Annotated in this window: 24 protein-coding genes, 1 tRNA gene and 1 pseudogene; 2 read left to right on the forward strand and 24 right to left on the reverse strand. The window is 31.9% G+C overall.

Annotated features, from left to right (window positions below):
- Positions 1–19: 19 nt before the first annotated feature.
- From CHB67_RS09390 to CHB67_RS09455, 14 genes are all read right to left on the reverse strand, one after another.
- A complete protein-coding gene (locus CHB67_RS09390) occupies positions 20–1,507 on the reverse strand; it encodes an arylsulfatase (RefSeq protein ID WP_089381523.1) in 1,488 nt (495 codons plus the stop codon).
- A 21-nt stretch (positions 1,508–1,528) separates the two neighbouring features.
- A complete protein-coding gene (locus CHB67_RS09395; protein WP_089381524.1) occupies positions 1,529–2,692 on the reverse strand; it encodes an SGNH/GDSL hydrolase family protein in 1,164 nt (387 codons plus the stop codon).
- Between the two features lie 51 nt (positions 2,693–2,743).
- Positions 2,744–3,616, reverse strand: a complete 873-nt coding sequence (locus tag CHB67_RS09400) for a sialate O-acetylesterase (RefSeq protein WP_089381525.1) — start codon at positions 3,614–3,616, stop codon at positions 2,744–2,746.
- Positions 3,617–3,620: 4 nt separating this feature from the next.
- Positions 3,621–5,282, reverse strand: coding sequence for a beta-galactosidase (locus CHB67_RS09405; RefSeq protein WP_089381526.1), 1,662 nt, complete (start codon positions 5,280–5,282; stop codon positions 3,621–3,623).
- Positions 5,283–5,391: 109 nt separating this feature from the next.
- The gene (locus CHB67_RS09410; protein WP_089381527.1) at positions 5,392–6,276 is read right to left on the reverse strand and encodes a T9SS type A sorting domain-containing protein; all 885 of its coding nucleotides are present in this window, start codon (positions 6,274–6,276) and stop codon (positions 5,392–5,394) included.
- Positions 6,277–6,431: 155 nt separating this feature from the next.
- The gene (locus CHB67_RS09415; RefSeq protein WP_089381528.1) at positions 6,432–7,064 is read right to left on the reverse strand and encodes a hypothetical protein; all 633 of its coding nucleotides are present in this window, start codon (positions 7,062–7,064) and stop codon (positions 6,432–6,434) included.
- A gap of 826 nt (positions 7,065–7,890) precedes the next feature.
- Complete coding sequence (locus CHB67_RS09420; RefSeq protein WP_089381529.1) at positions 7,891–8,607, reverse strand: ATP-binding cassette domain-containing protein; 717 nt, start codon at positions 8,605–8,607, stop codon at positions 7,891–7,893.
- Between the two features lie 239 nt (positions 8,608–8,846).
- On the reverse strand, positions 8,847–9,530 hold the full coding sequence (locus tag CHB67_RS09425; RefSeq protein ID WP_089381530.1) for a hypothetical protein: 684 nt from the start codon (positions 9,528–9,530) through the stop codon (positions 8,847–8,849).
- 119 nt (positions 9,531–9,649) lie between these two features.
- Complete coding sequence (locus CHB67_RS09430; protein ID WP_089381531.1) at positions 9,650–9,928, reverse strand: helix-turn-helix domain-containing protein; 279 nt, start codon at positions 9,926–9,928, stop codon at positions 9,650–9,652.
- 230 nt (positions 9,929–10,158) lie between these two features.
- Positions 10,159–10,695: an RteC domain-containing protein gene (locus CHB67_RS09435; protein ID WP_176461251.1), complete on the reverse strand. Its 537-nt coding sequence runs from the start codon at positions 10,693–10,695 to the stop codon at positions 10,159–10,161.
- 49 nt (positions 10,696–10,744) lie between these two features.
- Positions 10,745–11,998 carry a site-specific integrase gene (locus CHB67_RS09440; RefSeq protein WP_089381533.1) on the reverse strand — a complete coding sequence of 418 codons (1,254 nt, stop codon included), beginning with the start codon at positions 11,996–11,998 and terminating at the stop codon, positions 10,745–10,747.
- A 251-nt stretch (positions 11,999–12,249) separates the two neighbouring features.
- Positions 12,250–12,323 (reverse strand) — tRNA-Ala (locus CHB67_RS09445).
- Positions 12,324–12,750: 427 nt separating this feature from the next.
- The gene (locus CHB67_RS09450) at positions 12,751–13,251 is read right to left on the reverse strand and encodes a glycine zipper family protein (RefSeq protein WP_089381534.1); all 501 of its coding nucleotides are present in this window, start codon (positions 13,249–13,251) and stop codon (positions 12,751–12,753) included.
- Between the two features lie 16 nt (positions 13,252–13,267).
- On the reverse strand, positions 13,268–13,765 hold the full coding sequence (locus CHB67_RS09455; protein WP_089381535.1) for a hypothetical protein: 498 nt from the start codon (positions 13,763–13,765) through the stop codon (positions 13,268–13,270).
- A 287-nt stretch (positions 13,766–14,052) separates the two neighbouring features.
- Between CHB67_RS09455 and CHB67_RS09460 the strand changes: the two are divergent.
- Positions 14,053–14,880, forward strand: a pseudogene (locus tag CHB67_RS09460) (IS982 family transposase).
- A 55-nt stretch (positions 14,881–14,935) separates the two neighbouring features.
- Here CHB67_RS09460 and CHB67_RS09465 read toward each other — a convergent pair.
- Entirely contained in the window at positions 14,936–15,124 is a 189-nt protein-coding gene (locus CHB67_RS09465) for a hypothetical protein (RefSeq protein ID WP_089381536.1), read from the reverse strand.
- Positions 15,125–15,273: 149 nt separating this feature from the next.
- Between CHB67_RS09465 and CHB67_RS09470 the strand changes: the two genes are divergently transcribed.
- Positions 15,274–16,959, forward strand: coding sequence for a sulfatase-like hydrolase/transferase (locus CHB67_RS09470; protein WP_176461252.1), 1,686 nt, complete (start codon positions 15,274–15,276; stop codon positions 16,957–16,959).
- A gap of 89 nt (positions 16,960–17,048) precedes the next feature.
- On the opposite strand, the gene CHB67_RS09475 is transcribed toward CHB67_RS09470, so the two are convergent.
- From CHB67_RS09475 to CHB67_RS09515, 9 genes are all read right to left on the reverse strand, one after another.
- A complete protein-coding gene (locus tag CHB67_RS09475; protein ID WP_089381538.1) occupies positions 17,049–18,038 on the reverse strand; it encodes a helix-turn-helix domain-containing protein in 990 nt (329 codons plus the stop codon).
- A gap of 179 nt (positions 18,039–18,217) precedes the next feature.
- Positions 18,218–18,454, reverse strand: a complete 237-nt coding sequence (locus tag CHB67_RS09480) for a hypothetical protein (RefSeq protein ID WP_089381539.1) — start codon at positions 18,452–18,454, stop codon at positions 18,218–18,220.
- A 131-nt stretch (positions 18,455–18,585) separates the two neighbouring features.
- On the reverse strand, positions 18,586–18,795 hold the full coding sequence (locus tag CHB67_RS09485; RefSeq protein ID WP_089381540.1) for a YgaP family membrane protein: 210 nt from the start codon (positions 18,793–18,795) through the stop codon (positions 18,586–18,588).
- Positions 18,796–18,837: 42 nt separating this feature from the next.
- The gene (cydB, locus tag CHB67_RS09490) at positions 18,838–19,914 is read right to left on the reverse strand and encodes a cytochrome d ubiquinol oxidase subunit II (RefSeq protein ID WP_089381541.1); all 1,077 of its coding nucleotides are present in this window, start codon (positions 19,912–19,914) and stop codon (positions 18,838–18,840) included.
- A 3-nt stretch (positions 19,915–19,917) separates the two neighbouring features.
- Entirely contained in the window at positions 19,918–21,246 is a 1,329-nt protein-coding gene (locus CHB67_RS09495) for a cytochrome ubiquinol oxidase subunit I (protein ID WP_089381542.1), read from the reverse strand.
- Between the two features lie 111 nt (positions 21,247–21,357).
- A complete protein-coding gene (locus CHB67_RS09500; protein ID WP_089381543.1) occupies positions 21,358–21,630 on the reverse strand; it encodes a heavy-metal-associated domain-containing protein in 273 nt (90 codons plus the stop codon).
- Positions 21,631–21,749: 119 nt separating this feature from the next.
- Positions 21,750–22,316: a Tll0287-like domain-containing protein gene (locus CHB67_RS09505; protein ID WP_089381544.1), complete on the reverse strand. Its 567-nt coding sequence runs from the start codon at positions 22,314–22,316 to the stop codon at positions 21,750–21,752.
- Between the two features lies 1 nt (position 22,317).
- Positions 22,318–22,728 carry a rhodanese-like domain-containing protein gene (locus tag CHB67_RS09510; protein ID WP_089381545.1) on the reverse strand — a complete coding sequence of 137 codons (411 nt, stop codon included), beginning with the start codon at positions 22,726–22,728 and terminating at the stop codon, positions 22,318–22,320.
- A 138-nt stretch (positions 22,729–22,866) separates the two neighbouring features.
- The gene (locus CHB67_RS09515; RefSeq protein ID WP_089381546.1) at positions 22,867–24,282 is read right to left on the reverse strand and encodes an MBL fold metallo-hydrolase; all 1,416 of its coding nucleotides are present in this window, start codon (positions 24,280–24,282) and stop codon (positions 22,867–22,869) included.
- Positions 24,283–24,349 lie beyond the last annotated feature (67 nt).

Genomic DNA, 24,349 nt, shown 5'->3' on the forward strand with positions numbered 1-24,349 from the left:
TAAATATAATTTAGATTTTTTAGTAATTATTGGCCACATTAGCTCTGAAGGGAAAATCTTCGTTTTCTATATGCTCTCTTTCCATAATTTCAACTAGCTCTTTTACAATTTCTGGATGTTGAGAAGCTATGTTGTTTTCTTCACCTACATCAACACTTAAGTTATACAATTCTACTTTTGTTTTAGCTTCGTTAAAACAGTTTAATTTTACAGCTTTCCATATGCCTTTTCTAACGGCCATTTTGCCTCCCTGTTCATGAAATTCCCAGTATAAGAAATCATGTTTCTTTTGCTCTTTTCCTAACAATTCTGGTAAAAAGGAAATACCGTCAATATTTTCAGAAGCTTGTGCTCCAGTGGCATCAGCCAATGTTGGCATGATATCCCAAAAAGCAGAAATATGGTCTGACTCAGAGCCGCTCTTTATTTTAGTTGGCCAGCGAACAATCATAGGAACTCTTACTCCACCTTCATAAAGATCTCTCTTATATCCTTTTAAATCCCCATTACTACGGAAGAAATCTGGGTCGGCACCGCCCTCTTTATGTGGCCCATTATCAGAAGAAAATATAATTATGGTGTTCTCATCCAATCCTAATTCTTTTAGTTTAACCATAATATCACCTACTTGTTGATCTAGTAAAGCTACCATTGCAGCAAAAGTAGCTCTTGGCTCAGGTTGTGACGTATAGTATTTAACTTCAAAGTTTTCATCCCCATAGTTAGCGCCTGCGTCATTATTTATAAAAGGTTTTTCTTCAAATTCACCTCTAAATTTTTCTAGCTCAGTTTCTGGAACAATAAGTTCAGCATGAGGTGCTACATTGGGATAAAACAAGAAAAACGGTTTGTCTTTGTTTGTTTCTATAAAGTTTAATGCTTTTTCATGGATTAAATAACCAGAATAAGTGTTTGTGTTTTTAAAACCCTCATTTCCTTCTAAAGCAATTTTTTCATTATTATGCCATAAATGTTCTGGATAATAACGGTGTGCCTGACGCTGGCAATAATAACCATAAAACTCATCAAAGCCTTGCTTGTTAGGGTCTCCTTCCGAGCCGACAAATCCCAGTCCCCACTTGCCATAAGCACCAGTGCTATAGCCCGCATCCTTTAGCATTTCAGCAATAGTGTAAGTTTCAGCATCCAACGGGTGTTGTCCTTCAGGAATAAGTTCTTTATTACCTCGAATGGAGGTATGTCCAGTATGTTTACCTGATAACAACACACTTCGCGAAGGTGCGCATACCGTGCTACCTGCGTAATGCTGTGTGAACAACATGCCTTCTTTTGCTAGTTTATCTATGTTCGGAGTATCAAATTTTGTTTGACCATAAACACCAACATCTGCGTAACCAAGATCGTCTGCCAATATGTAAATAATGTTTGGCTGTATTTGTTTTTCTTCTTCTGGTTGTATCTCGTTTTTACTGTTCCTTTCATTCTTGCAACTATAAAGTGATGCTGTAAAAAACATTACATACAATACATATTTGATTTTCTTCATTTTGTTATTTATTTAATGAAATTAATTACTGATACTCACATTAGCTTGTGATCGCTCATCTAATCTATCTGGCCATCCTTTTCCCTTAGGTAAAATATTAACTACAATTTTATAGTCAGATCCTGATTTTATGTCTTTGGGAATTAGAATGTTAAATTCTTCGGTCCCAGAACCAAGGTCAACACCTTTTAAAGTTGCAGATACAGTAATCCATGGATCTTTATTTAATTGAATAAAAACAGCTAAATCTCTTTTTTGGCTGGCAGCATATTTAACATTTACTTTTATTTTTTCGCCAGCTTTAAATTCTTTTGGTGCAGTAAACTCATATATTTTATCCCTGAAACTTTCTGCTTCTTTTTTTGACAACGGTAATGAATTTGGATTACTTTTTAATTTTGGAAGTAGGTATTTTACTGTTTCCAACGCTAGTAATCTATATCCCATTGGGTTGGGATGACCATCGTTGTACCATCCTTCTAAATTGCCGAAAACAGGGTCTAACTCAGTAGTTAAAACTCTAACCATATCTGTTTCTTTCCATTCAACATATGAAGAATAGGGTAAGGCTACTTCTTTATAAACCTCTGGAATGTCGGAAAGAGGAAAAAACCTTACATTCATAGAATTTTCACCATGTATTTCCAATGCTTGTTTGTATACTGGATAAACGTCAAATAATTCTAATTTTTCTTCTTCAGCTAACTGTTTAACCATATTATTTATGATTATTGAGTCGTCTTCATTTTTAAAGAAAGGAATAATCGTAGTTAGAATAATTTTTGCAGAAGGGAAATCAGATCTTAATTTAGAAATAAGCTTTTTATAGTCTTCAGGGAAATTTTCTTCAACAGGTTTTCTTTTAAAAGAATCATTGATGCCATATCTCACAAATATATAGTCAATGTTATCTAAAGGTTTGATATCATTATCGTATCGACCACTTTCAACAACAGAAAAGGCTGTTTCTCCTCCTTTTGCAGAATTAATAACTTCAACTGAAGGCGTTTCTAAGTCTTTATTGATGATTTCTTCAATGGTGGTTTCAAAAACACCTTTACCTCCAATAGTTGTACTGTCACCGATTAAAAGTATTCTTACTTTTTCTTTCGTTTTAACATGATAAATAAATGAAGTTGAAGAAAGGAATAACAAGGTTAAACTTAAAATTTTTAGTAATTTCATAGTTCTAATAGTTTTGTGTTTATATGTTTTTTAGAAATTGTGTTTGCACTTTTATTTATAGATTTTGTCATAAATTTTAAAGAAATTTACTCCAATTATTTTCATGCTTTTAGTTGTATAATGGCCAAGTGGTTTAGGATACTGTTCATAGTAATCAGCTGAGGTTTCATCATTTGATTGTGGAATTAGATATACATTATCATCATTGTTAGCAACTTCTTCCATACCTTCAATAACCTTTCCTTTTCCAACTTGAAATATGGTAAATGGCATGTGCTGTACTTTTAGATCTTCGCGGACACTTTCTACAAGATTTTTAAGATTTTTTCCATAAGTAATAGCAGGTTCTTCTCCATAATTTTTGATATTGCTGTCTGCTTCTCCTTGAACCCAATGCATCCCTGCAATTTCATACTCATTTTCGTTCATGGATGCAAGAATACTCTTTGTGTATTCGATAAAATCAGAATACAGTTTTGGTTTGTCTGCTTCATTCATTTGGTTTGCTTTTTCATAAGTCCAGTCAGGATTCCAACAACCATAAAGGGATGTTCCTCCCACTGAACGTTTTATAAAAATAAATTCATCATTAGGATATTTTTCTGCCATCTCGATTCCAAAAAACAGCTCTGGCCCAAAAATTTCATTAAACCCAAATTTATTTTTTATGAATTTACTGGCTGAGGTTAATTGTAGCGGTGTTACAGGTTTGTGATTGTAATAAAAAACAATTCTATTGGCTACTTTTTCCAATCGTGCCAAATCGTCTTCACTAAGGTCACCGCCGTTAGCTCTGCCATCCATATTGGATTGTCCTGCAAATAAAAATACCTTTTTTTTATTTTTAGATTCATTTGGTTTCTCAGCCGAGGTACAAGCAATGGTAATAGCTAATAAGATTATTGTTAATATTAATTTTCTCATCTTCTTATACCTTTATAACTCTTAAAAAACTTATGGTAGGTTCAAAATCACCTTCTCCATGTATTTCGAGATCAAAAGGAAGTGTTTTATTTTTAAAATCAGCCGTGATGAATAAAGTAGCTGTTTTTATTTTTCCGGAGTTTTCACTCTTTAACTTTCTTTCTTCAAGCCTCTTTTCTCCTTGAAATACCAAAGACCAATTTCCATGACCTACATCCATGTAAGATATTTTAACTGCAAATTTGCGATTAGCCGAAAGGAAATTATCGTCAACATCGAAACCAATTTTATTACCTTTTCTGGCAACATAATCATAATACATATCGGGTTGAACCATCCACATTTTAATGGGATGATCTATTTTTGCAACTGGTTTTGTTTCATAACCTGGATAGTCCCGCTGATACACCCATCGTTCAAAGTTTTTTACAGGACGCGCCTTGTTACCTTTTAAATAACTTTCACGTAAAAAGCACCAAGCATCTGGAGCATCCTCTATTGTTTTTCCTAATTCTAGGCTAACCCAAGACAGCATTTCGGGCAGTAACGAAAACTCGTTATTTAATAAATAGTTACAACGCATTTGCAATAACCTAAGGTTAGCTGTAAAATAGCGGTAAGGGTAAGGCTCGGTATTTATTCCGAAGCGAAAGCCCCTCTCGGTTGTTGCCCATTTTTCCTCATACTCTTCATTTTCTTCACCATGAAACAAATTTTTATTAATGATATTATTGGACTCCTCTACAATTAAGTAGCCATTAGCATCTATTTCTTGTCCAATATGTTCATCGGGGATATGATAAAGATACATTTCTACAAAACCTCGTCTTATACCAAAACCTTTGTTGAAACCATAATTTGCCATGCCTCCCATGAATACCTTTTGTTCCACACCTTTGCAGGCATTTGCCCAAGCATCTATTCGCTCTCTTACATGCTGAATAGTATCATTGGCATTGACGTTTCCTTCTGGATAAGGACCAATACCTTCATCTCCATTGGATGGTGAGGCGTAACCTAGAAACAGGCCTTTTACTTCTTTCATTTTCGGAATACCACTTTCACCCAAAGCCTTTACAAATTTTAAGTAGCGCTCGTGAAATTCAGGATGACTAACTTCGTAATTTCGCTTTTGTGAATTTTCTTTCTGTTCTTTTCGAATGGGAATGTTATATTTTTTTACCCATTCAGGTGCAAAGTCTGTTGCCGAAAAATGAATGCGTATAATTGATCCATAACCCTTCTCAGAAGCGTTCTTAATATTTTCAATTAGAGGCTCGAAGTTTATTTCTCCTTCAATAGGCTCTAATTCTCTCCATTTAACCCAATGCGAAATGACAGGATTAGTCTTAAAATTCACCTCGGGTAATTGCTCTATTTTTCTGTTATCAAGACCAAAATTACGCGCAATGCAAAGATTGGAAAGTTTAGAAGGTTTTACAGATTCAGGAAGTAACCAATCCCAACCCTCAATAACAGTCTCTTTTGGAACCCATTTAGGATTTTGTATATCAGAAATAGGTGTTTTATGATATGATCCCCAATAAAGATAGTGATCATCCAAATTTTTTACAAAATTTTCTTGTGTATAAGTAAAGGTTGTTTGAATTACTAGAATTAAAATTAACAATTTGCCTCTCGAAAATATGGGAAACCAATATTTCATACAATAACAAGTTTATTCGTTAAAAAGATAGATGCTTTGTAAAAAGCATCTATCTTTATTTCATTTAACATATGCATATGTGCTAGGTATATTAAAACCATTTCTAGAGTTAATCAACTATAAGTTTCGTTGTTGATTTCCCCTTATCATTAGAAACGCTTAACAAATACATTCCTTTTGAAAAAGAACTAACATCGAGGTTATACTCTCTTTTATCAATTGTCTTATTAAATATAATTTTACCCGTTACGGAATATACCGAAATATTGTTTATTGTTGTCACACTCTTAATAGTAGTAAAATTGGTAGCCGGATTTGGATACATACTAAGCCCAATATTTTTGAATTCTTTTAAAGATAGCGACATTGATGAAGCCAAGGACAAATCATCTATCCAGTATGTATTAGTATATTTCGACATTTGGACCGCCAATTCAACAAACTTTGCATTTTTGCCTCCACCAGAGTTTGCTTGAATTGAAAATGGTATTGAAGCTTCTTGGTAGTCGTCTGCCATTAGCCAATACTGCGCAGCACCACCATTTGTATAGTTATAAAGTGTTTCGCCAGAAATTTTCGCTCCATCTTCATCATAAGTATTGATAATCATCCAAATTGGGTATCCCTCAGGTACAGTAGCCGCCTTCATTTTAAATGAAAAAGTAAAATCCCCCATGCCATAACCACTTATATCCACTCTGTCCGTATAAAACTGAGTGTGCCAGCTTAGGGTAGACCCACTATCTTGAGTCACAATTTTAAAAGCTTGAGAGCCTCCTACACCCTCATCTGGCGCTAAGCCACTTGATGTCTCGTCAAAAGCACCGTCCACTGCTTCATTAATATACATACCATCAATAGTATATTTTACGTCGTCTGTAGTTGTCATAGGAGTACTGGATTCAAGATCAGCATTAGTTAATGGAACATTATATTGTCCATAGGAGAAGAAAAAAGCCATAAAGGCCAAAGTCAGAGTAAATTTTTTTTTCATAATGTCTTTAGTTTTAATTGGGTTAATATATTTATAGCTACAAACTTATTAATAAGAGTACATTAACATTGTCTCTATTTAGTTCATAATATGGGAGATTATTGTTCAGGATAGATTTTTTAATATAATCTGATAAATTAAACAAGAAAATACATTTACTCTTTGGTTAATTTAAAATTATCAAACCAATAAGTATTGGTAAAAATAGCATGCTGTATTTGTAAGCGTAAATACTTGATGTTTTTACCTTCGGTATTATCAGCAATTTTAACCGTAATTGACTGAGATAAGTAGCCATTTTCCAAACCTCTCCATGAAACAGTCCCTCCATTATCTACAGTAGTTACTTCAGGAGCAGACACAACTTTTTTATCCCTATCTAATGTATTCAAAACAATCCAGAATGGTCTTGATGATACGGGTTTCAACGCTTTAACATGAAAAGTAAATGTGTAAATTCCAGGGCCATAAGAGCTTATGTCATTATCGCCAAAAACAAGCGTTACTTCAGATGCAGCGCCATTGCCATTAATTACTTTTGATTTGACAGCTTGTGAGTCATCGATACCTTCTCCTGGAGCTAGGCCACTATTAGCAGCATCAAATTTGCTTTGGGTACTATTTTCATTGAACCAAAAACCTTCTAAAGACCATTTATCTCCATTTCTCTTGTTTTGATAAAAAGGTGTTGTGTTTTCAATAGAACTATTTATAACGGGTATTTCTGTTTGCGCCGTAACTAATGTGCTGATTAGAATTGTTGAAATAAGAGTGAAAAATACTTTCATGATAGTTTATTTGTTATATTAAATGTTAATTTTAAGAGACATAAAGATATTCGTCGAGAACTAACATAAAGGCATATTTATATTTCAAAAGCTGGTTAATTTTTGTCGAGATATTCAATAACTATAAGTTGAAAGATTGTTCTTTATTAAATTATAAGGGTTATACTTTGAATATTGTAAAAATTAAAAAACACACTTTACCAATAATTAAAGTGAAGATTATTTTACAGTAAAATAGAGACTAAATAAAATAAAATTGTGTTTGTTTGAAATGGCAAGATCCCTACTGTAATAAAAGTATCTTTCTTTGTAAGAGGAAGTTTTTTAACCTAAGTTTATGCCTATTTAAATAGTTAAAAAATACTCATAACTTATTCTCTTCTAGAATCTGGTATTAAAAAATATAAAATAGGATAATTAGAAAAAAACATCAATGTATAGAAATATATATAAGGGATATATATAATTTCCTTATTTCAAATTTTTGTATAAAAAGTGAATATAAAACTGAACACGTTATTGAACACATTTCTACAAATTCATAGCGTCGAAGCCCCGTGAAATAGTTTTTTAAATGGAAGTCTTGGGGCTCGTAACCTCAAGGTCACTGGTTCTAGTCAATATCATTAAATAAAATTAATTTCAACTATTCTCATTTTCAATTAAGTCTTTTCATTAACATATTCTAATATTATACATTTCAGCTTCATTTGATTTTGTGGATATTCAAGGACCTACCTCTGTCTACCGTTGTAACGTCCAAGCCTTATAAGGGTAACATTTACTCATATATAATATATTTTTTGGTAACCCTAGGAAGTTAATTTCACTTTCTTTTATCAACTGAAGCTTCATCAAAGCTAATCAAATTAAACATTGCTCTAATACAGCTACGAACTCTATTTCCATATCTTTTTTCGAGTTCTTGGGCATTGAGATTGGTTGTGATATGGGTTGTGACTCTAAACTTTGTGTGATAAGATCCTGTACCATACTTCGACAAACTCTGTATGACATCTTTAGGATGACAAGATAAATTATAACGAGAGAGTAGAATTTCCCCCATAACATTGCAATCTTTGGCGTAATGACTGCCAGTTGGTTCTACTCCTAAATCGTCGAAACAGTAGTTTCTTGTTTGGTTGTATTGTTCCAGGGTTTCAAATCCGGATGCATTGAAGCTGAATACGATGTTACGTGTTGGAATGATTTCGTAGGTTGTTTTGTGTGGTGCTAAGTGCAGTAGTAATTGCATTAGCGATGTTTTACCGCACCCTACAGGACCTGATAATAATATTCCTTTGCTGGTGTCGATTCCCATTTGTGCGCAGCTGTGGTGGTCTTGAATGAAGTATGAGCATAGTTTGAAGAGCGGCGCTTCATCTTCTTTGTAGATTCTGAAGTTTTTTCCGAATAACATATGGCCTTTGATGTTGAGGTAGGTTTTTATTTTTTCGAAATCGTAGTGTACTGTGTTGTTTCGGATTTCTCCGATTTGGAATTTGGAAGTGCCTTCGGTTTTTATGTGTGGTGTTGAGTTCATAGTGGTTTTTTTGGTTATTTAATTATTCTTATTCATTTTTTACTCATCCCTTTCTTATTTTTTATTGGAAATCGTGATGTGCTTCGCAGTTGCTTGTCCAAAAAACGAATCAAAAAAGGACACTTTTTCGTATGAATTTCTGTTTTGCAGAACCATTCTTAAAACTTCGCGTCACTGCGTTCCTGAATCTCGAAGCTTTTAAGAATATATTCTTGCGAAAAAGAATTTTTAATGAGTATCTAAAGAGGTTCATCGTATCGTTTGTTTTCGTTGACGTGGAGGTTGTCGTAAAAATGGTCAAGTGGTAAAGCGTTTGGATCGTTTGCTTTCGATTTCACACGAGTTGCTAATTTCATTTCATTGGCTTTTAGCATCCAACTTTTGGCTGTGGCTTGCCAATCGGTAATTTTTGATTTCCCTCCAACTTTCCATCCAATTCCCTGGTAATGGTTGAAGAATTTTTTGGCTTCCAATTCAGGGTATTTTTCTTTTTTAAAAAAATCTAAAATCAATTTTTCTTTTGCGATTGCCTCTAGTTTAATAAAGTTTATATTATGTTTATTAATGTTTATATTAGGTATCAGTGCTTGTTCATTAAACGAACGGTCTAAATTCACATCTTCTTTATAGCTTGATTCAAAATTAAACAGCTTTACTTTACTGCCTTTGAAAGGGTTGTGAGATGGGCTGTAAACGATATATTTCCAATGACTTAACTCTTTAATACACTTGTGGTATGTTGCAGTTGATCCAATTTTTGATAGCTTCATAATTTCTTCTCTGCTTATATGAAATTCTGTTGGAAAGCGATTGTAATTCCATAATTGAAATAAGGCAATATACAGGCTTATATGTGTTGGATTTAAGCGATTATCTTTACGGAATTGAATATAGACTCCATTCAGGTGTTTGATGTAGTTCATAGGTTTTAAAATTAGTGTGTTGTCTTCTGCACAGCGTATTTAAAAACTTAAATACTGTGTGTTTTTTAACGTTATGTAAAATTTAAAAGCCCTTGAATAATTTTCAAGGGCCGTAGCTGTTAGTCGTTGTTGTTTACGGTGTTTTCTTCCAAAACTTGCATAATTTTTTCATAATCGTAATAAATGATTCCGCCTATTTTTGTGTAGGGCAAGGTTCCATTGATTCTAAGGTTTTGAAGTGTTCCAGTTGATAAGCCAAGTAGCTTTCTTACTTCTGGAGATTTCAACCATTTTTTGGTTGTTGTTTTGGATTTATCTCCAATCAAGTTTTTAATGTTGCTTAGTAAATCGTCTTTGAATTCATCTAAGTCTTCAGGTGTAATAATTTTTGCAGCCATATTTTGCAATTTTTGAATTAATAATTAAGAAAACATCTTTTTGTTTCTCTTTCATATTACAAATATGTGAAGTATAACTCACTAAAAATCACAAGTTGGGGTGTTTTTTTAAAACATTTTTCTTGATACTGTTTGGTTTTATTTGATATTTTGAACAATGTGAAAATGATGTTGAAATAACAAAACACCTCAAAATATATTTTAAATTTTTTTTACCCAACTTGGGTGTTTTATTGGTTAAATTTTAGTATGCGATTCAGTAAAGCGTTCTTTAAGCTGTCTAAAAACTTCGTGTTATTCTTTCTTCTATCTTTTATTTCTAAAAAGGCTCTGTAGTAATCACCTAAGTCAATATTAAAAATGGTTTCAAAAGTAGCAGCAATTTGTTTGATATCTGCATCACCGTTATTAAAAACCTTTAAACTGTCTAATGCGTAAATAAGTTCTATTAAAGCAATTTTAGTTGCCGTCCATTTTAATTTTGAATTCACAATTGTTAATCCTTGTTCTAGGTTGGTTTTCAATAAAAGGATTTCAATTTCATTTTGACAATACTCAATCAATGATTCATAGCCTATAAAATTGGCAAAAGTTGAATCTAGACTTGTTGAGAATTCATCATCGATAAATGAGCCAGAGCAATCAAATTGTATTCGAATGCTTTTATTTTTTCGCAGAAAATATTGAGTGCCAAAATATGACTCTTCACCTCTAAAATATTGATAAAATGTATTAAATATAAAATATATAGGTTGTAAAAATAACAAATAGTCAATACGGTAACTTTAATCACATTAAGCTTAGTAATAGTGATTTTTAACCGGATTTTTTGTCTCCGGTGGTACTTTTGTTTTCTAAAGAATTTAATTTTTCTTTTAAGATACTCATATCGTCACTTACTTTTCGGTCTAAAATCTTTGCGTAATGCTGTGTGGTTTTTAGCGATTTGTGCCCTAGCATTTTACTTACAGATTCTATTGGAACTCCATTGGTTAGTGTTACTGTAGTAGCAAAAGTATGTCTGGCCAAGTGAAATGTTAGGTTTTTGGTGATTCCGCATAAATCAGCAATTTCTTTTAAATATGAATTCATTCTTTGATTGCTTAATATTGGAAGTAAACTATCACTATTTAGAATGTCTGGATGCTCTGAGTATTTATCCAAGATAATTTGCGCCATTGGTAATATTGGAATATTACTTCTCGTATCTGTTTTAGTCCTTTTCGTCTTTATCCATCTAGCTCCATCAATCCCAATAACGATATGATCTTTCTTTAATTTTTTCACATCCACATAGGACAACCCAGTGTAACAACTAAAAATAAATATATCTTTTACTAATCCCAATCTTGAAATAGTAATATCTTTCTTTATAATTTTTTGAATTTCATTTTCCATCAAAAACTCTCTATCAACAGTTTTTAATCGAGCTTTCCAATTAAAGAATGGGTCCTTGCTAATCCAGTCGTTAGCATAAGCTATACGAACTATTTTTTTGAAATTGGTAATGTACTTAACTGCTGTATTATGAGCGCAATTTCGTTCCGTTTTTAAAAAATACTCATATCCGGTAATGAATTTATGATCTACATCTTTAATTGGGATGTCATCTACTTTATATTCCTTTTTGATATATTGTTCAAGTCGTGTTCTCGCGGTTTTATACCTTAAAGCTGTTAGTGGCACAAATTCTTTTCCTACTAATTTATCTACTTGGTCATTGTGTTCTTGAAACAACTTTAAAACCATTTTGTTTTTTTCATTTTTTCCAAGATACGTATCTCGTATTTGAATTGCCGAGAAAGACTTATTCTGTTCGATAAACTGTTGATGAATTTTATTGATTTTGTTCGAAATCAAATCAATATATTGATTTATTTCTTGCGCCTCTTTTGAAAAACCTCTTACTCTGTTAGCGCTCGGGTTCCATTTGTCGACTGGAACCTTTCTCTGAATACTGAATTCCGAACGCTTTCCATTAACCGTAATTCTTAGGTAAATGTTTGCCTTTCCGTTGCTGTCAGCTTTTACTCTTTTGATGTAAAATAGTAGTGAGATGGAATTATTCATAGTTTTTTTTGCAATTTTAAAGTATAAATATACAAAAAATAAATCAAAAAATATTTTGGAGACCTATATTTTTATAGCTCTACAGCGCTATTCGGGGTCAGTTGATGTCTAATTTTTTAGTGACCCCGAATAAGCCCCCTTTTATTTAGTTTTTATTGTGTTTTATTGGTTATTTGGAAGAATTAGTAAAATTAAAAAACCCTATAAACATTGAGCTTATAGGGTTTTGTTGTTTTTTGGTTGTTTAAAAGTGGAGAAGATGGGAGTCGAACCCACGACCTCTTGACTGCCAGTCAAGCGCTCTAACCAGCTGAGCTACATCCCCGTTCCTTGTTAATACTGGTTTTATTAAACTTTCTATTTCTTACAAGGAAAAAATAGAAATGCAAATATATGCATTTGTGTGCATTTATATGCAAAAACCCACCACCAAAAGCCACTATCAAAAAATTTCAAATACTAATAAAAAGTCAATTCTAAAGGTCTCTTAAAAAGGGGAATATTACAAACCTAACAAGTCTTGCTCATTTTCTGTTTGTGAAAAAGCATTATAGTTAAATAAACCCAATATTATTATTACAAATGATATAAATATATTTTTAATAATGTTATTAATTTATTTGTTAACAAATACGGTATTTCACACTACTATAGCTGCAATACTTTTATCAAAAATTTTTACGGCTTTATTAAGTTAAGACCTATCACGTTGTATTTTGAAAAACAGTTCTAAGTCTTAACCTTATATTTTATTATTTTATAGTATAACCCTTACCCTCCATACAAACTGAATAGGCTTTCTTATAATCGTTTAAGAGGTTGGTGCTGTGATTTGCTGCAGCTTGTTGATTTGCTTGTTCTTGAGCATTTTCAGACCCTTTTTTTGCTCTTAAACCTCTTACACCACCAACAACTGAACCTATAGCTGCGCCTTTTCCGGCATCACCTGCAATTGCTCCAACGGCGGCTCCACCAGCGGCACCTATAGCTGTGTTTTTTACTGCGGTTCCATCAGCAGATTTATCAACAGGGGCTGCTGTTACTGTAGGTGGATTTAAAGGGTCATACCCCGTTTGTTCTTTTGCCCAGGCAAAGCAAGCTGCTTCATCTGCTTCTTGTGTTTGCGCATCTTGATTATTTGATGGGAATATATACAACCCCAAACTACTAGAGATCCCTGAATTTTGAGCGGACAACTCATTTATTCCAATACTTGCAATGATAACTGATAATATTATTTTTATATTTTTCATTTTATTTATTTTTAGATTAACTGAATATTTCTTCTTTTACTAACATGTAACCAAGTTGTTGGTAAACATCACCTTCATTATAAAAAGTAATACTTTTAGTAATTTTATTATTTTCAATTTGGTAGATTGTATTTGTCCAAACACAGGCTTGCTCTCCATTTTTATAAACAATATTTAATTCCGCTAAGTTTGAAATCCATTCTCCTTTATTTTCCCCTTTTGGTATTTGAAGAGTAACTATTTGGGATTTATTAAAATCAATACTTTTATAAAGGTTATCGATATTGAATTTCCAATTTTCGAGTGTTGCCGTTTTTTCTACGGAATCTCCAAAGTTTGGACCTGTATTGATGTAATTATCATCGAGCAAATTCTCAAGAGATTCAATATCTAAATCTTCAACTGCTGTAATAAACTTTTCTATAACTTTAGTTCCTTCTTCTTTTACTGTGTTTTGGGTTGAACAACTTATTAGTGTTAAACCAACTATTAGTGTTAAAATTGTTTTTTTCATTTTTAAATTATTTAAGATTTATACTGCAAAGATGCGAGAATAAGAGAAGCTATTTCACCCCTAAAAGACAAAACGATAGCCCAAAAGGAAAATAAGCGGTAACTTATAAATGAGATACATTTATAAGTTACCGCTTGTTAAAAAAGATGTTTACTGTAAAAGTATTAAGTTAACCCGTTGTGCATTATGATTTAAAAGAAAAAAGTTGCTCATCGTACTAAAAATTAGTAAATTAATTTAATTGTAAGTTATTGACAATGAATGGTTAAAATACTTGTTGTGAAAAAATATCGAAAGAACAACTTTTAAGTTATCAAAGACGACAACCAAAGCTTAGTGATTTAGAACTTATCAGCTTGAGTCTTACTGCCGAATTTATGGGAATAGATAGTGAAAATGACCTTTTTAGAAAACTTCCAGATTCCATATTATCAAAAATAGAGAGAAGTGTCTACAATAGAAGAAGACGAAAATTAGTTAATAACCTCAACAGTATCAGGTTAAGTTTAGCTTCCCATTTTAATAAATTTGAAAATTATTTTGTAGTAGATAGTATGCCCTTAGAAGTTTATAAATTATCACGCAGTTCTCGTTCAAAGATTTGTAAAGAAAACACTTATGTATTTCCAGATAAAGGTTATTGTGCAGCTCAAAGTTCTAATTATTACGGTTATAAACTGCACGCTGTTTGTTCTGTAAATGGGGTTTTAAAAGTATCAATTTGAGTCCAGCTTCTGTACACAATATTAATTATCTTAAAGATATTAAGATGCAAATAAAGGACTGTACATTAATTGGTTACAGAATCTATTCATCAACAGAAATACAACTTAACTTGTTTTAAAACTGCAATATAACCCTAAATACACATATGAGAAGCAATCAAAAAAATTACAAAGTACCCACCTTATGTATTTAGAAAAAGGATGAAAAGGATAGAAACATTATTTTCACAACCGTGTAAGCAATTTATGATAAGACGTAATTATGCTAAAACTTTTGAAGGTTTTAAAACTAGAATAGTAGCTAAGATAACCGCTTTAAAAACTATTCAATATATCAATAAGTTTATATTTGGTAGAAATATTAATAGTATTGAAATTAACATTATTTAAAATGCACAACGGGTAAAGTTGTATAATTAATTATGTCTCATTTATGCTTGCCATTTTAGTACTCGTTAGTCAACACAATTGTATAATGTAAATAATATTTATTTCTAGTCAATTTACCTGAAAAAGGTATTCTTATTTCATCAATTAAATTAATCCAATAATTTCTATTTCCAGTATCTCGTAAGTTTAGTTCAGTATCAAGTGCTATAGCAAAAACATCATTTATAGGTAACTTTGAAATCATTATAGTTAAATAATCTTCCCTATCAGGAAAGAAATTATAGGCAAAAAATACATTTTATCTTTTAGGGCTATCGTTTTGTCTTTTCGGGATAAAGCCCACTCCTCTTTTCCCGCATCTTTGCATCATAATTAATAGTAAAAATGAAAAAAATGAAAAATTTAAAATTAACATTGATAACACTTTTTTGTATAGTCACAACAAATGTTATAGGACAAGAAATTATCCATGATGCTGAACACTATGTATTGTTAAAACAACATGGAGACAAGTGGGAAAACGAAGATAAAGTAATCGATAAAAAATTGAAAGCTTTAGAAAAAAAACATGGTACCAAGCCAAATATTATTCACATTATGTGGGATGACACCGCCGTTGGTGAAGTTGGAATTCCAGAAATTCAAAAAGTAAGAGGTTTTGAAACTCCTGTAATGAACGATATGGCAAAAGAAGGGATGAATTTTATGCGTATGTATACAGAACCTTCTTGTACACCTACAAGAGCTGATGCAATGACTGGAAGATACGCTGTTAGAACAGGAATGCATACAGTAAGTTTCCCTATTGAAAACTCAGGTTTAGATGCTGATGAAGTAACAATTGCTGAAGTTTTATCTGACGCAGGATACTCAACTGCTTTTTATGGTAAATGGCACTTAGGGGATACCGAATCTAGTTACGCTCACAACCAAGGTTTTGATGAGGCTTTCTTTACACCATACAACCAAGTACCAAGTATGTGGGTTCGTGAGGCTGAAGCAAATAACGTTGTAACAGGCTTATATCCTGATCTTTACGGAGAAGATATTTATGATGTTGACAACTCTTGGCAACCAATTGGATATGTTTGGACTTTAGAAGGAACTAAAGGTGGTAAAACGTACGAATGGGGAGCACCTCCAGCAGTACCTAATTTTTGGGATATTGACAAAGAATGTGAAAAACGCACCATGGATTTCATCAGAAGAAATGCCAAAGCGAAAAAACCATTTTATGCTGCTTATTGGCCAACTGTAACTTCTTTTATTCCAGATGCTAGAAACCCTGAAAAACTTACAGCAAATAAAAATGTTTTACAAGAAGGATTGGTAAAAGTTGATGCTTTTATTGGTGAATTGCTAAAAGAATTAGAAGAGTTAGGTATTTCAGAAAATACTTTAGTAATTGTAATGGCTGACAACGGACCTTTTACACACCACGGACCAAGAGGAATGGTTGAAACTTTATATACAGGAGGAAAAGGTGACCTTACTGAAGGTGGCGTAAGAGTTCCTTGTATTGCACAATGGCCAGGAATGTTTGAAGGTGAAGATAACGTAATTGGAGATATTCTTCATATTACAGATTTATATACAACTTTTGCTCGTATAGCTGGTGCAACGGATTTTATTCCTAGAGATAGAATTATTGATGGTGTAGATCAAACTTCCCTTTTTGTGAATGGAGACGGATATAGCAGAAGAGATTATGTCATGATTTATCAAGGCCCAAATTTAGCTGCTGGTGTTAAAGGACGATTTAAAAAAGATCATAAAAATGCTGAGCCAGGTTTATCAGGTGCTGAATTCTACGATTTATACACAGACCCAAGGGAAAATAACCCTGAAATGATATCAATGTTTCACACTAAAAGTATGTTTAACCGTCAAAAAGAACGTCACGAGTTTTGGATGGAAAAATATCCAAACAGACCAGATGCTACTCCAGGAATTCCATTAACAGGAATTGAGAATGTGAGACCTGAAACGGAAAAATTATACCACGCTCCATTTAATAAAGAGGACTTACCTTTTGACCCAAATGAATTGAGAGAATACCCAATGCCATTTGTTGATTAAATAAAAAAATAGGCTGCTGAAAATTTCGCAGCCTATTTTTTTTCAATTTTTCAATTATGTTGTAAACTATTATCTTTTTAGATAATAGTTTACTTTGTTTGAACAACTTCTGTAGGTAGTAATCCTTTTATTTTTTTAAACATGGTACTAAATTTTGATAAGTTTGAATACCCTAAGTCATAACCCACTTCAGAAACAGAAAACTTACCCGTTTTTAGTCTTCTATAAGCCTCATCCATTCTAGCTTGATTGTAAAATTTATAAATTGATGCTCCAAACAATTGCTTAAAATCGTTTTTAAGTTTTGTTGAACTTACTCCAAATTCTTTTGATAATTCATCAATTGTAAAAGCCGCTTGAATATTGTTTATTATTTTATTTTTCACAGCCATTAACAACTTGAAATCTGATTCATGTAATCCATACGTTTTATCAGCATCTACTTCCTTTTTAAAATGTAAAGCTGCATTGGCAAATATTTCTAGCGCTCTTGAAGAAATGAGTGCAATTTTCCCATTAGGTAAATCTTGAAATGCAAACAAATCAGCTACTAACTTTTCATTTTCACGAGACAAATTCGATCTAAAAGCAATAGCATTATTACCTTCAAATAATTGACTAAAAAGCGCTGGTAAATCATCGTAAATAGCACCCATTTTAGTTAAATTAAATTTAAAGCTCAACCATTTCACCGTAGTATTAGGTGGAAATTCAGCCTCAATAGGAAACATCCCATTGTACAAAAAAACACCTCCTAATAAACCTGCTTCCATTTGTGTATTTTCCTTATTATATTTATGAGAAAAGTTTCCTTCTTTCATAATATTTAAGTGTAATAATTCAGGATTTTCATCAGGAAAACGCGTAAACACAATAGGTTTAGTTGCTGCAATCTCAGAAAAATTAAATTCAACTCCTTCTATTGAATAAAATGACATTTTAAGCTTTACAGGGCCTTTATCAACAATAAAAGTGTTATCATACAATTCACCTCCAAAACCCTCTTGGATTCCACTTATATAATTTTCAGCATACCCTTCCTGAAATGAAATATGAATTTTATTATTTGATTCTACCATAGCATAAATTTACTATAAATTGTAGCTTAAAAAAATCCTAATTCCCTAATTTAGAAATAAAACTTTTTTAGTTTATGTGTACATACATATTATCCTAAATTGACTTTTGTCACGTTTGGTTAGTATTGTATTTATTTTTCGCTTAAAACCCACAAATTATGACGAAAATACTAGGAAGTCTAGACCTTATTATTTTCAGGTTCAAAAGTATCAACAAATTCTTTAATCCATTCTACTCCCTTAGGAATTAAAGAAGACATAGGCTTTCCTGTATTATCAAAACTATTAGTATTTGCCCCAACCAATGTCCAAGCGGGTTGATAATAATGTGTTTCAGCTGGTTCAATTATTGCTAGTTGAATGGCTGAATTTTCCTTTTTAACATAGAAGCAACCATAATACCCGCGGTTCCTCAACCTATAACTAATACTTGAAAATGTTTAGACATAGTAATTTTTTGAAGTTCATATAATTAAGAAAATTACTAATAAAACACTCCTACGTGATAAAAATCACAAAGAGCATTTCTAGTAAAAAATTATAACTATTACTTATCTAATTTACATGTATTTATCTTAAAAACAGCATACAACGGGCAAATTCCAGTAAAAGTTGTTACCAATAAAATTGCTGTAACAACATAAAGAACTATTTGTATCCATGACGCATCAAAACTAGTTGAATATGCAAAATAACCAATTGCCAATGCTAAAAGTACCCTGATAATTTTATCAGTACTGCCAACAGTTTTTTTCATAATAAAAAATTAAAAATTTGTTTCTTAAATATACAAAAAAAATTAATGATGCCCATAAGGAACATTATCCATTTTACCCTTAAATACTCTAAATTGTACAATTAAATATACAATTACCAATATAAATGCAATTACCCACCAATACACACCTACTGATAAACCGTAAGCATCTGCTGCTGTGTTATAAATGGTTAGCGAAGGATTTACCGTATTTGTTGAGGGCAATAAAACAGGAAACAATGCTGCAGCTGTTGACGCAAAAGCACCAAATAAAAATAGACTTGAACTTAAAAAACCAAGTCCATCTTTTTTCATTTTTTTTATTCTGAATAAATTTAATAAGCCTATTAAACCTATGAAAGGAAATACAAACAACCAAGGATGATTGATGAAATTTTGCAATGAATTTTCACTTACTTTACCCCAAACTACAACGGATACCAACACTAAAACACAAAGTACAATGTTCAATTTAAAAATGATACCTTTTAGCTTTTTATTGATTGAACTATTTGTTTTAAAAATAACCCAATTTGCTCCGTGAATAGTTAATGCTACAACTGCTAGTAAGCCTAATAAAATTGTAAACCAATCAATAATTCCTAAGCGCTCAGAAAATGGTGAAAATTCAGCATTCCAAAGAGGTACAAAAAAATAGATCGCTTCTTGTGTTGACACGCCATTTTCTACAATCCCTAAATTAACACCTCTAACAACGTTTCCTAATGCCAATCCAAAAAATAAGGCTAATAACAAACTTGAAATTCCAAAGGCTTTGTCCCATATTTTATGCCACATTACATTATTAACTTGGCTTCGTAACTCTAAACCTGTAGCTCTAAAAATCAGCAACCATAAAATCATTATTAAGGGTAAGTAAAACCCACTAAAAGAACTTGCATACAGCGTTGGAAACGCAAAAAACAAGATACCTCCTGAGGCAATTAACCAAACTTCATTTGCATCCCAAAAAGGGCCAATACTTTTAGTTATAGCTGATTTATCCTCCTCTGTTTTTGCAAAAAACAAATGAATGATTCCTGCACCAAAATCGTAACCATCAAGAATTACATAAACCCCCAACATAAACATTAAAACGATGTACCAAAATAATTCCATAATCTAAGCTTTTAATGTGTTTGGTCCTTTATAAATTATTTTTCCAACTAATATTAGAAACAACATTCCTAATAACAAGTATAAACCTATAAACCCAAGTAGTGTAAATAGAGTATTACCTGCTGAAACTGTTGGTGAAGCGCCTTCTGATACTTTTAACAAATTGTAAACTAGCCAAGGTTGACGACCTAATTCTGCAGTGTACCACCCAGTAATATTAGCTATATATGGAAAAGGTATTAAAAACAAGATACTCCATAAAATCCATTTTTTTACATATAATTTTTTATAGTATAATAAAAATGAAGCTATTAATAACACCCCTATAAAAACTGTACCTAAACCAACCATAATATGGTACGCATAATACAATCCAGGGATATTAGTAGGATACAAACTTTCATCAAATTCATTCAATCCTTTTACTTCAGCATTCCAGTTATTATAGGTTAAAAAACTCAAAATATTTGGCACTGCAATTTTATTATCTAATCGTTTTTCTTTAATATTTGGTTGACCAATTAAGACAATTTCAGCTCCTTCTTCTGTATCAAATAAACCTTCCATTGCTGCAAAAGAAACTGGTTGATATTTTGCTACATTTTTTGCAACTAAATCTCCTGTTGGAACAGCAACTAATATGCTTGAAATCAATCCAAAAACAACACCCGTTTTTAAAAATAATTTACCAAACTCCAAGTGTTTTTTATTCAGCACATAAAATGCACCAATACCTGCAACAACAAATGAACTTGTTACCATTGAAGCCGCCTGATTGTGTAAGTAAGAAGGTAAAAACCAAGGATTACTAAACAACGCTGAAAAATTAGTCAACACAAATTTTCCGTTTTCTAAAATCTCGTAACCTACAGGGTATTGCATCCAAGAATGTGTGGCTATAATTAAATACCCACTTGCCCAAGAACCAAGAAACACTAAAAACCCAGTTAAAAAATGAAGTTTATGACCCAGCAATTTTTCCCCAAAGAGAAATAAACCTAAAAAACTGGATTCTAAAAAGAAAGAAAACATCCCTTCCATAGCCAGTGTTTGACCAATAATACCTCCTGTTAATTCTGAGAATTTAGCCCAATTGGTTCCAAATTGAAACTCCATTGGAATACCGGTAACAACGCCCATTGCAAAATTAATGGCGAATATTTTCATCCAAAAATGAGCAGCATCATTGTATTTATCAAGTTGTGTTTTTAAAAATTTACCTTTAAAATAAATAATAATTAAAGATAATCCCATTGTTAGTTGCGGAAACAAATAATGGAATGTGATAGTAAATGCAAACTGCATTCTATCGTAAAAAAGAGCATCATCCATCTGATATTTTTTAAGCGGCAAATTTAAGGTATATAAACTAGAAAAATGCAACATGTTTAACATGTTGCACTCTTTTTATGAAATTATTATATGTCTTAAATTTCTATAAGCTTATTCTTCTTTTGTTATTCTACCTGTAGCACAACTCACAAAAGATTTTGCTTTGTGCAATACTGTATTTGCATCCCCAACTTCAGGGTATCCCATGCTTGATAATTTTTCTTTTACTTTTAAAACCAATTGTTCATCAACAGTATTTACTGTTACTTTTGAAGTTTCCAAGTCTACAGAAACTTCATCAACTCCTTCAATAGTTAAAATTCCTTTTTTTATTGAGTTGGCACATCCGCCACATTTCAAATTTAATATTTCTAATGTTGTCATTTTTTTTATTTTGTTAGTCGTTTTTACCTAGCTTACTTTACAACTTTTTATTATTTCAAATTTAATTCAAAAAAAATAAATAGCTGAATTATAAAATAGCAACTCAAAAACTCATACTATTATTTATTAAATGTAATACTCCAAAGACCTCTTAAATCTCCTTCGCTATAACCCGTTGCAATATCAAACTGGTAAATAGATTTTATAATTGAATCGGTTTGTACAGTCATAGTTTCATTTAATTTTCCGTGGCAAACCAAACAATTTGCTTGTATTTTAATTGGTGCATAAAAATGTTTTTTTTGATCTTTATCAATTTCAACAATTGGTTTTAACTCTTTATTTTTTAGCATTAATTGCTGATAGCTATCAATAATTTCAATTTCACGCTCTGAAGGCTCATTGTTACAACTTCTTAATTTATTTGAGGTTCTTTTAATAACCACATCGTATTTTTTTGAAAGTGCTTCCGTTATAGGCGAAGCTTGTTGATTGCAAAAAGGAATAGCTTGCGACGGACCACCTGCTTTCATTTGCGCCATTAAATTTGCACTTAATTCTTTAAAAGTAGCCTGTGCAATTTCTTGCCCTTTTACAGTATACTCTTGTTTTTCTTTTTCAGAAAACCCCGAAGAACACGCTATAAAGTTTACGGCTATTGCTAAAATTAAAATCTTTTTAAACATCTTATTTAGTTATTTCATAGTTATTTCTTGCCCAATTTATAATTCCGCCTTGTAAATCGTATATTTTTTCAAAACCTAAATTCGACGCTTTTTTTACTGCGGAAGAAGTTCTACTTCCAGACCTGCAATACATAAAAATTGGTTTACTTTTATCTAATTTTGATAGCTCGGTTACAAATGTTTTATCGAAAAGATTGATATTTATAGCTCCTTCAATATGGCCACTTGCAAATTCCTCTGGAGTTCTTATATCTATAATTATTTGATTTGCCGATTTCTCTTTAAATTCTGCAGCAGTAACAACATTTATTTCTCCATTTTCAGTAATTGTTTTTGAAGGTTTTTTATTGTTACACCCAATAATTGAAATGGTTAAAAAAATAAATACTACTGTTTTTAATATTTTTTTCATGTGTTACTAGTTATTATTTTTGATTTTTACACAAATGTAATTTACATTTAAGTGTTAGCTGTAACCAAAGTTACTTTTTTAACACAAAAAAAGGAGTTTTTTCAAACTCCCTTTATAATTATGTTAATTTAAAATGCTTTATAATAAGGTTGTTGGACAAACATACTCTGTTAATTCAACTCCGGTATCTTTAATATCTTTAAATCCACCTCTCACATCTGTAACCTTTTTAACTCCGTTGGCTTGAAAAATAGAAGCAGCAATTAAGGAGCGGTATCCGCTTGCACAATGTAAAAAATATTCTTTATTTGAATCTATTTGAGCAAAATTTTCGTGAATATTATCTAAAGGAAAATTCTCAACTCCAACCACATGTTCTGATTGATATTCTGATTCTTTACGAACATCTAACGGATTTTCTATAGTACCTTCTTTTAATTTATTTGCAAACTGAACCGAAGAAATTGAACCAATTTTATCAACTTCGTGTCCCGCTGCTTTCCAAGAATGAATTCCACCGCGTAAATATCCCAAAGTATTATCATAACCTACTCGAGAAAGACGAACTACAACTTCGTGCTCTCTTCCTTCTTCAGCAATAAAAATTATTTTTTGATTGATATCTTTAACCAAAGCTCCTACCCAAGGTGCAAAACCTCCTTCAACCCCAATATACCAAGCTCCAGGAACCGTACCTTCTTCAGCATAAATATCTTTAGCTCGCGTGTCTAAAACTAATATATCATTCTGTTCACTCATTTCTTTAAAAGTATCGGCATCAATAGGCGTTGTTCCTTGGTGAATTACTTCATCAATACTTGTGTTAACTCCCTTATTCATTCTTACATTATTGCCAAAATATTGTGGTGGTGGTTTTAAACCTGTAGTTACTTCTACAATAAATTCTTCTTTAGTCATATCAGCTCTTAAGGCATAATTTGTTTTCTTTTGATTTCCTAAGGTATCAAAAGTTTCTGAACTCATATTTTTACCACAAGCAGAACCAGCTCCGTGATTTGGATACACAATAATATCATCTGGTAACACCATTATTTTATTTCGAAGTGAATCAAATAAATGCCCTGCTAAATCGGCTTGTGTTAAATCAGATTTCACTGCTAAATCTGGACGACCAACATCTCCTATAAATAAACAATCTCCTGTAAATACATAAGGTTTATTCCCTTTTTCGTCAATTAATAAATAAGAAGAAGATTCCATGGTATGTCCTGGAGTATGCAATAATTGAAGTGTTAAATCTCCAATTTTAAATTCTTCTCCATCTTTTCCTTGGTGAATATCATACTGCGGATTTGCATTTGGACCAAACACAATGGTTGCGCCCGTTTTTTTAGCAAGATCTACTTGACCAGATACGAAATCTGCATGAAAATGAGTTAAAAATACGTATTTGATTTTTGCCCCATCAGCTTTGGCCATCTCAATATATGGTTCAGTTTCTCTTAAAGGATCAATTATTGCTGCCTCTCCATTTGAATGGATGTAATAAGCCATTTCGGCCAAACAGCCCGTAAACAATTGTTCTACTTTCATAATTATCTGAATTTAATTTTGTTAAACTTATCTTGAGGTATATCAAAATTAAGAGTTACTTTTTTGT

Origin of the sequence: Lutibacter agarilyticus (genome assembly GCF_900188235.1) — a bacterium.
GTDB classification, from domain to species: Bacteria; Bacteroidota; Bacteroidia; order Flavobacteriales; family Flavobacteriaceae; genus Lutibacter; species Lutibacter agarilyticus.

What these genes read in the sequence shown, in the direction of transcription:
- CHB67_RS09390 (WP_089381523.1), bottom strand. Translation starts at nt 1,507, where the DNA reads ATGAAGAAAATCAAATATGTATTGTATGTAATGTTTTTTACAGCATCA.
- CHB67_RS09395 (WP_089381524.1), bottom strand. Translation starts at nt 2,692, where the DNA reads ATGAAATTACTAAAAATTTTAAGTTTAACCTTGTTATTCCTTTCTTCA.
- CHB67_RS09400 (WP_089381525.1), bottom strand. Translation starts at nt 3,616, where the DNA reads ATGAGAAAATTAATATTAACAATAATCTTATTAGCTATTACCATTGCT.
- CHB67_RS09405 (WP_089381526.1), bottom strand. Translation starts at nt 5,282, where the DNA reads ATGAAATATTGGTTTCCCATATTTTCGAGAGGCAAATTGTTAATTTTA.
- CHB67_RS09410 (WP_089381527.1), bottom strand. Translation starts at nt 6,276, where the DNA reads ATGAAAAAAAAATTTACTCTGACTTTGGCCTTTATGGCTTTTTTCTTC.
- CHB67_RS09415 (WP_089381528.1), bottom strand. Translation starts at nt 7,064, where the DNA reads ATGAAAGTATTTTTCACTCTTATTTCAACAATTCTAATCAGCACATTA.
- CHB67_RS09420 (WP_089381529.1), bottom strand. Translation starts at nt 8,607, where the DNA reads ATGAACTCAACACCACACATAAAAACCGAAGGCACTTCCAAATTCCAA.
- CHB67_RS09425 (WP_089381530.1), bottom strand. Translation starts at nt 9,530, where the DNA reads ATGAACTACATCAAACACCTGAATGGAGTCTATATTCAATTCCGTAAA.
- CHB67_RS09430 (WP_089381531.1), bottom strand. Translation starts at nt 9,928, where the DNA reads ATGGCTGCAAAAATTATTACACCTGAAGACTTAGATGAATTCAAAGAC.
- CHB67_RS09440 (WP_089381533.1), bottom strand. Translation starts at nt 11,998, where the DNA reads ATGAATAATTCCATCTCACTACTATTTTACATCAAAAGAGTAAAAGCT.
- CHB67_RS09450 (WP_089381534.1), bottom strand. Translation starts at nt 13,251, where the DNA reads ATGAAAAATATAAAAATAATATTATCAGTTATCATTGCAAGTATTGGA.
- CHB67_RS09455 (WP_089381535.1), bottom strand. Translation starts at nt 13,765, where the DNA reads ATGAAAAAAACAATTTTAACACTAATAGTTGGTTTAACACTAATAAGT.
- CHB67_RS09465 (WP_089381536.1), bottom strand. Translation starts at nt 15,124, where the DNA reads ATGATTTCAAAGTTACCTATAAATGATGTTTTTGCTATAGCACTTGAT.
- CHB67_RS09470 (WP_176461252.1), top strand. Translation starts at nt 15,274, where the DNA reads ATGAAAAATTTAAAATTAACATTGATAACACTTTTTTGTATAGTCACA.
- CHB67_RS09475 (WP_089381538.1), bottom strand. Translation starts at nt 18,038, where the DNA reads ATGGTAGAATCAAATAATAAAATTCATATTTCATTTCAGGAAGGGTAT.
- CHB67_RS09485 (WP_089381540.1), bottom strand. Translation starts at nt 18,795, where the DNA reads ATGAAAAAAACTGTTGGCAGTACTGATAAAATTATCAGGGTACTTTTA.
- cydB (WP_089381541.1), bottom strand. Translation starts at nt 19,914, where the DNA reads ATGGAATTATTTTGGTACATCGTTTTAATGTTTATGTTGGGGGTTTAT.
- CHB67_RS09495 (WP_089381542.1), bottom strand. Translation starts at nt 21,246, where the DNA reads ATGGATGATGCTCTTTTTTACGATAGAATGCAGTTTGCATTTACTATC.
- CHB67_RS09500 (WP_089381543.1), bottom strand. Translation starts at nt 21,630, where the DNA reads ATGACAACATTAGAAATATTAAATTTGAAATGTGGCGGATGTGCCAAC.
- CHB67_RS09505 (WP_089381544.1), bottom strand. Translation starts at nt 22,316, where the DNA reads ATGTTTAAAAAGATTTTAATTTTAGCAATAGCCGTAAACTTTATAGCG.
- CHB67_RS09510 (WP_089381545.1), bottom strand. Translation starts at nt 22,728, where the DNA reads ATGAAAAAAATATTAAAAACAGTAGTATTTATTTTTTTAACCATTTCA.
- CHB67_RS09515 (WP_089381546.1), bottom strand. Translation starts at nt 24,282, where the DNA reads ATGAAAGTAGAACAATTGTTTACGGGCTGTTTGGCCGAAATGGCTTAT.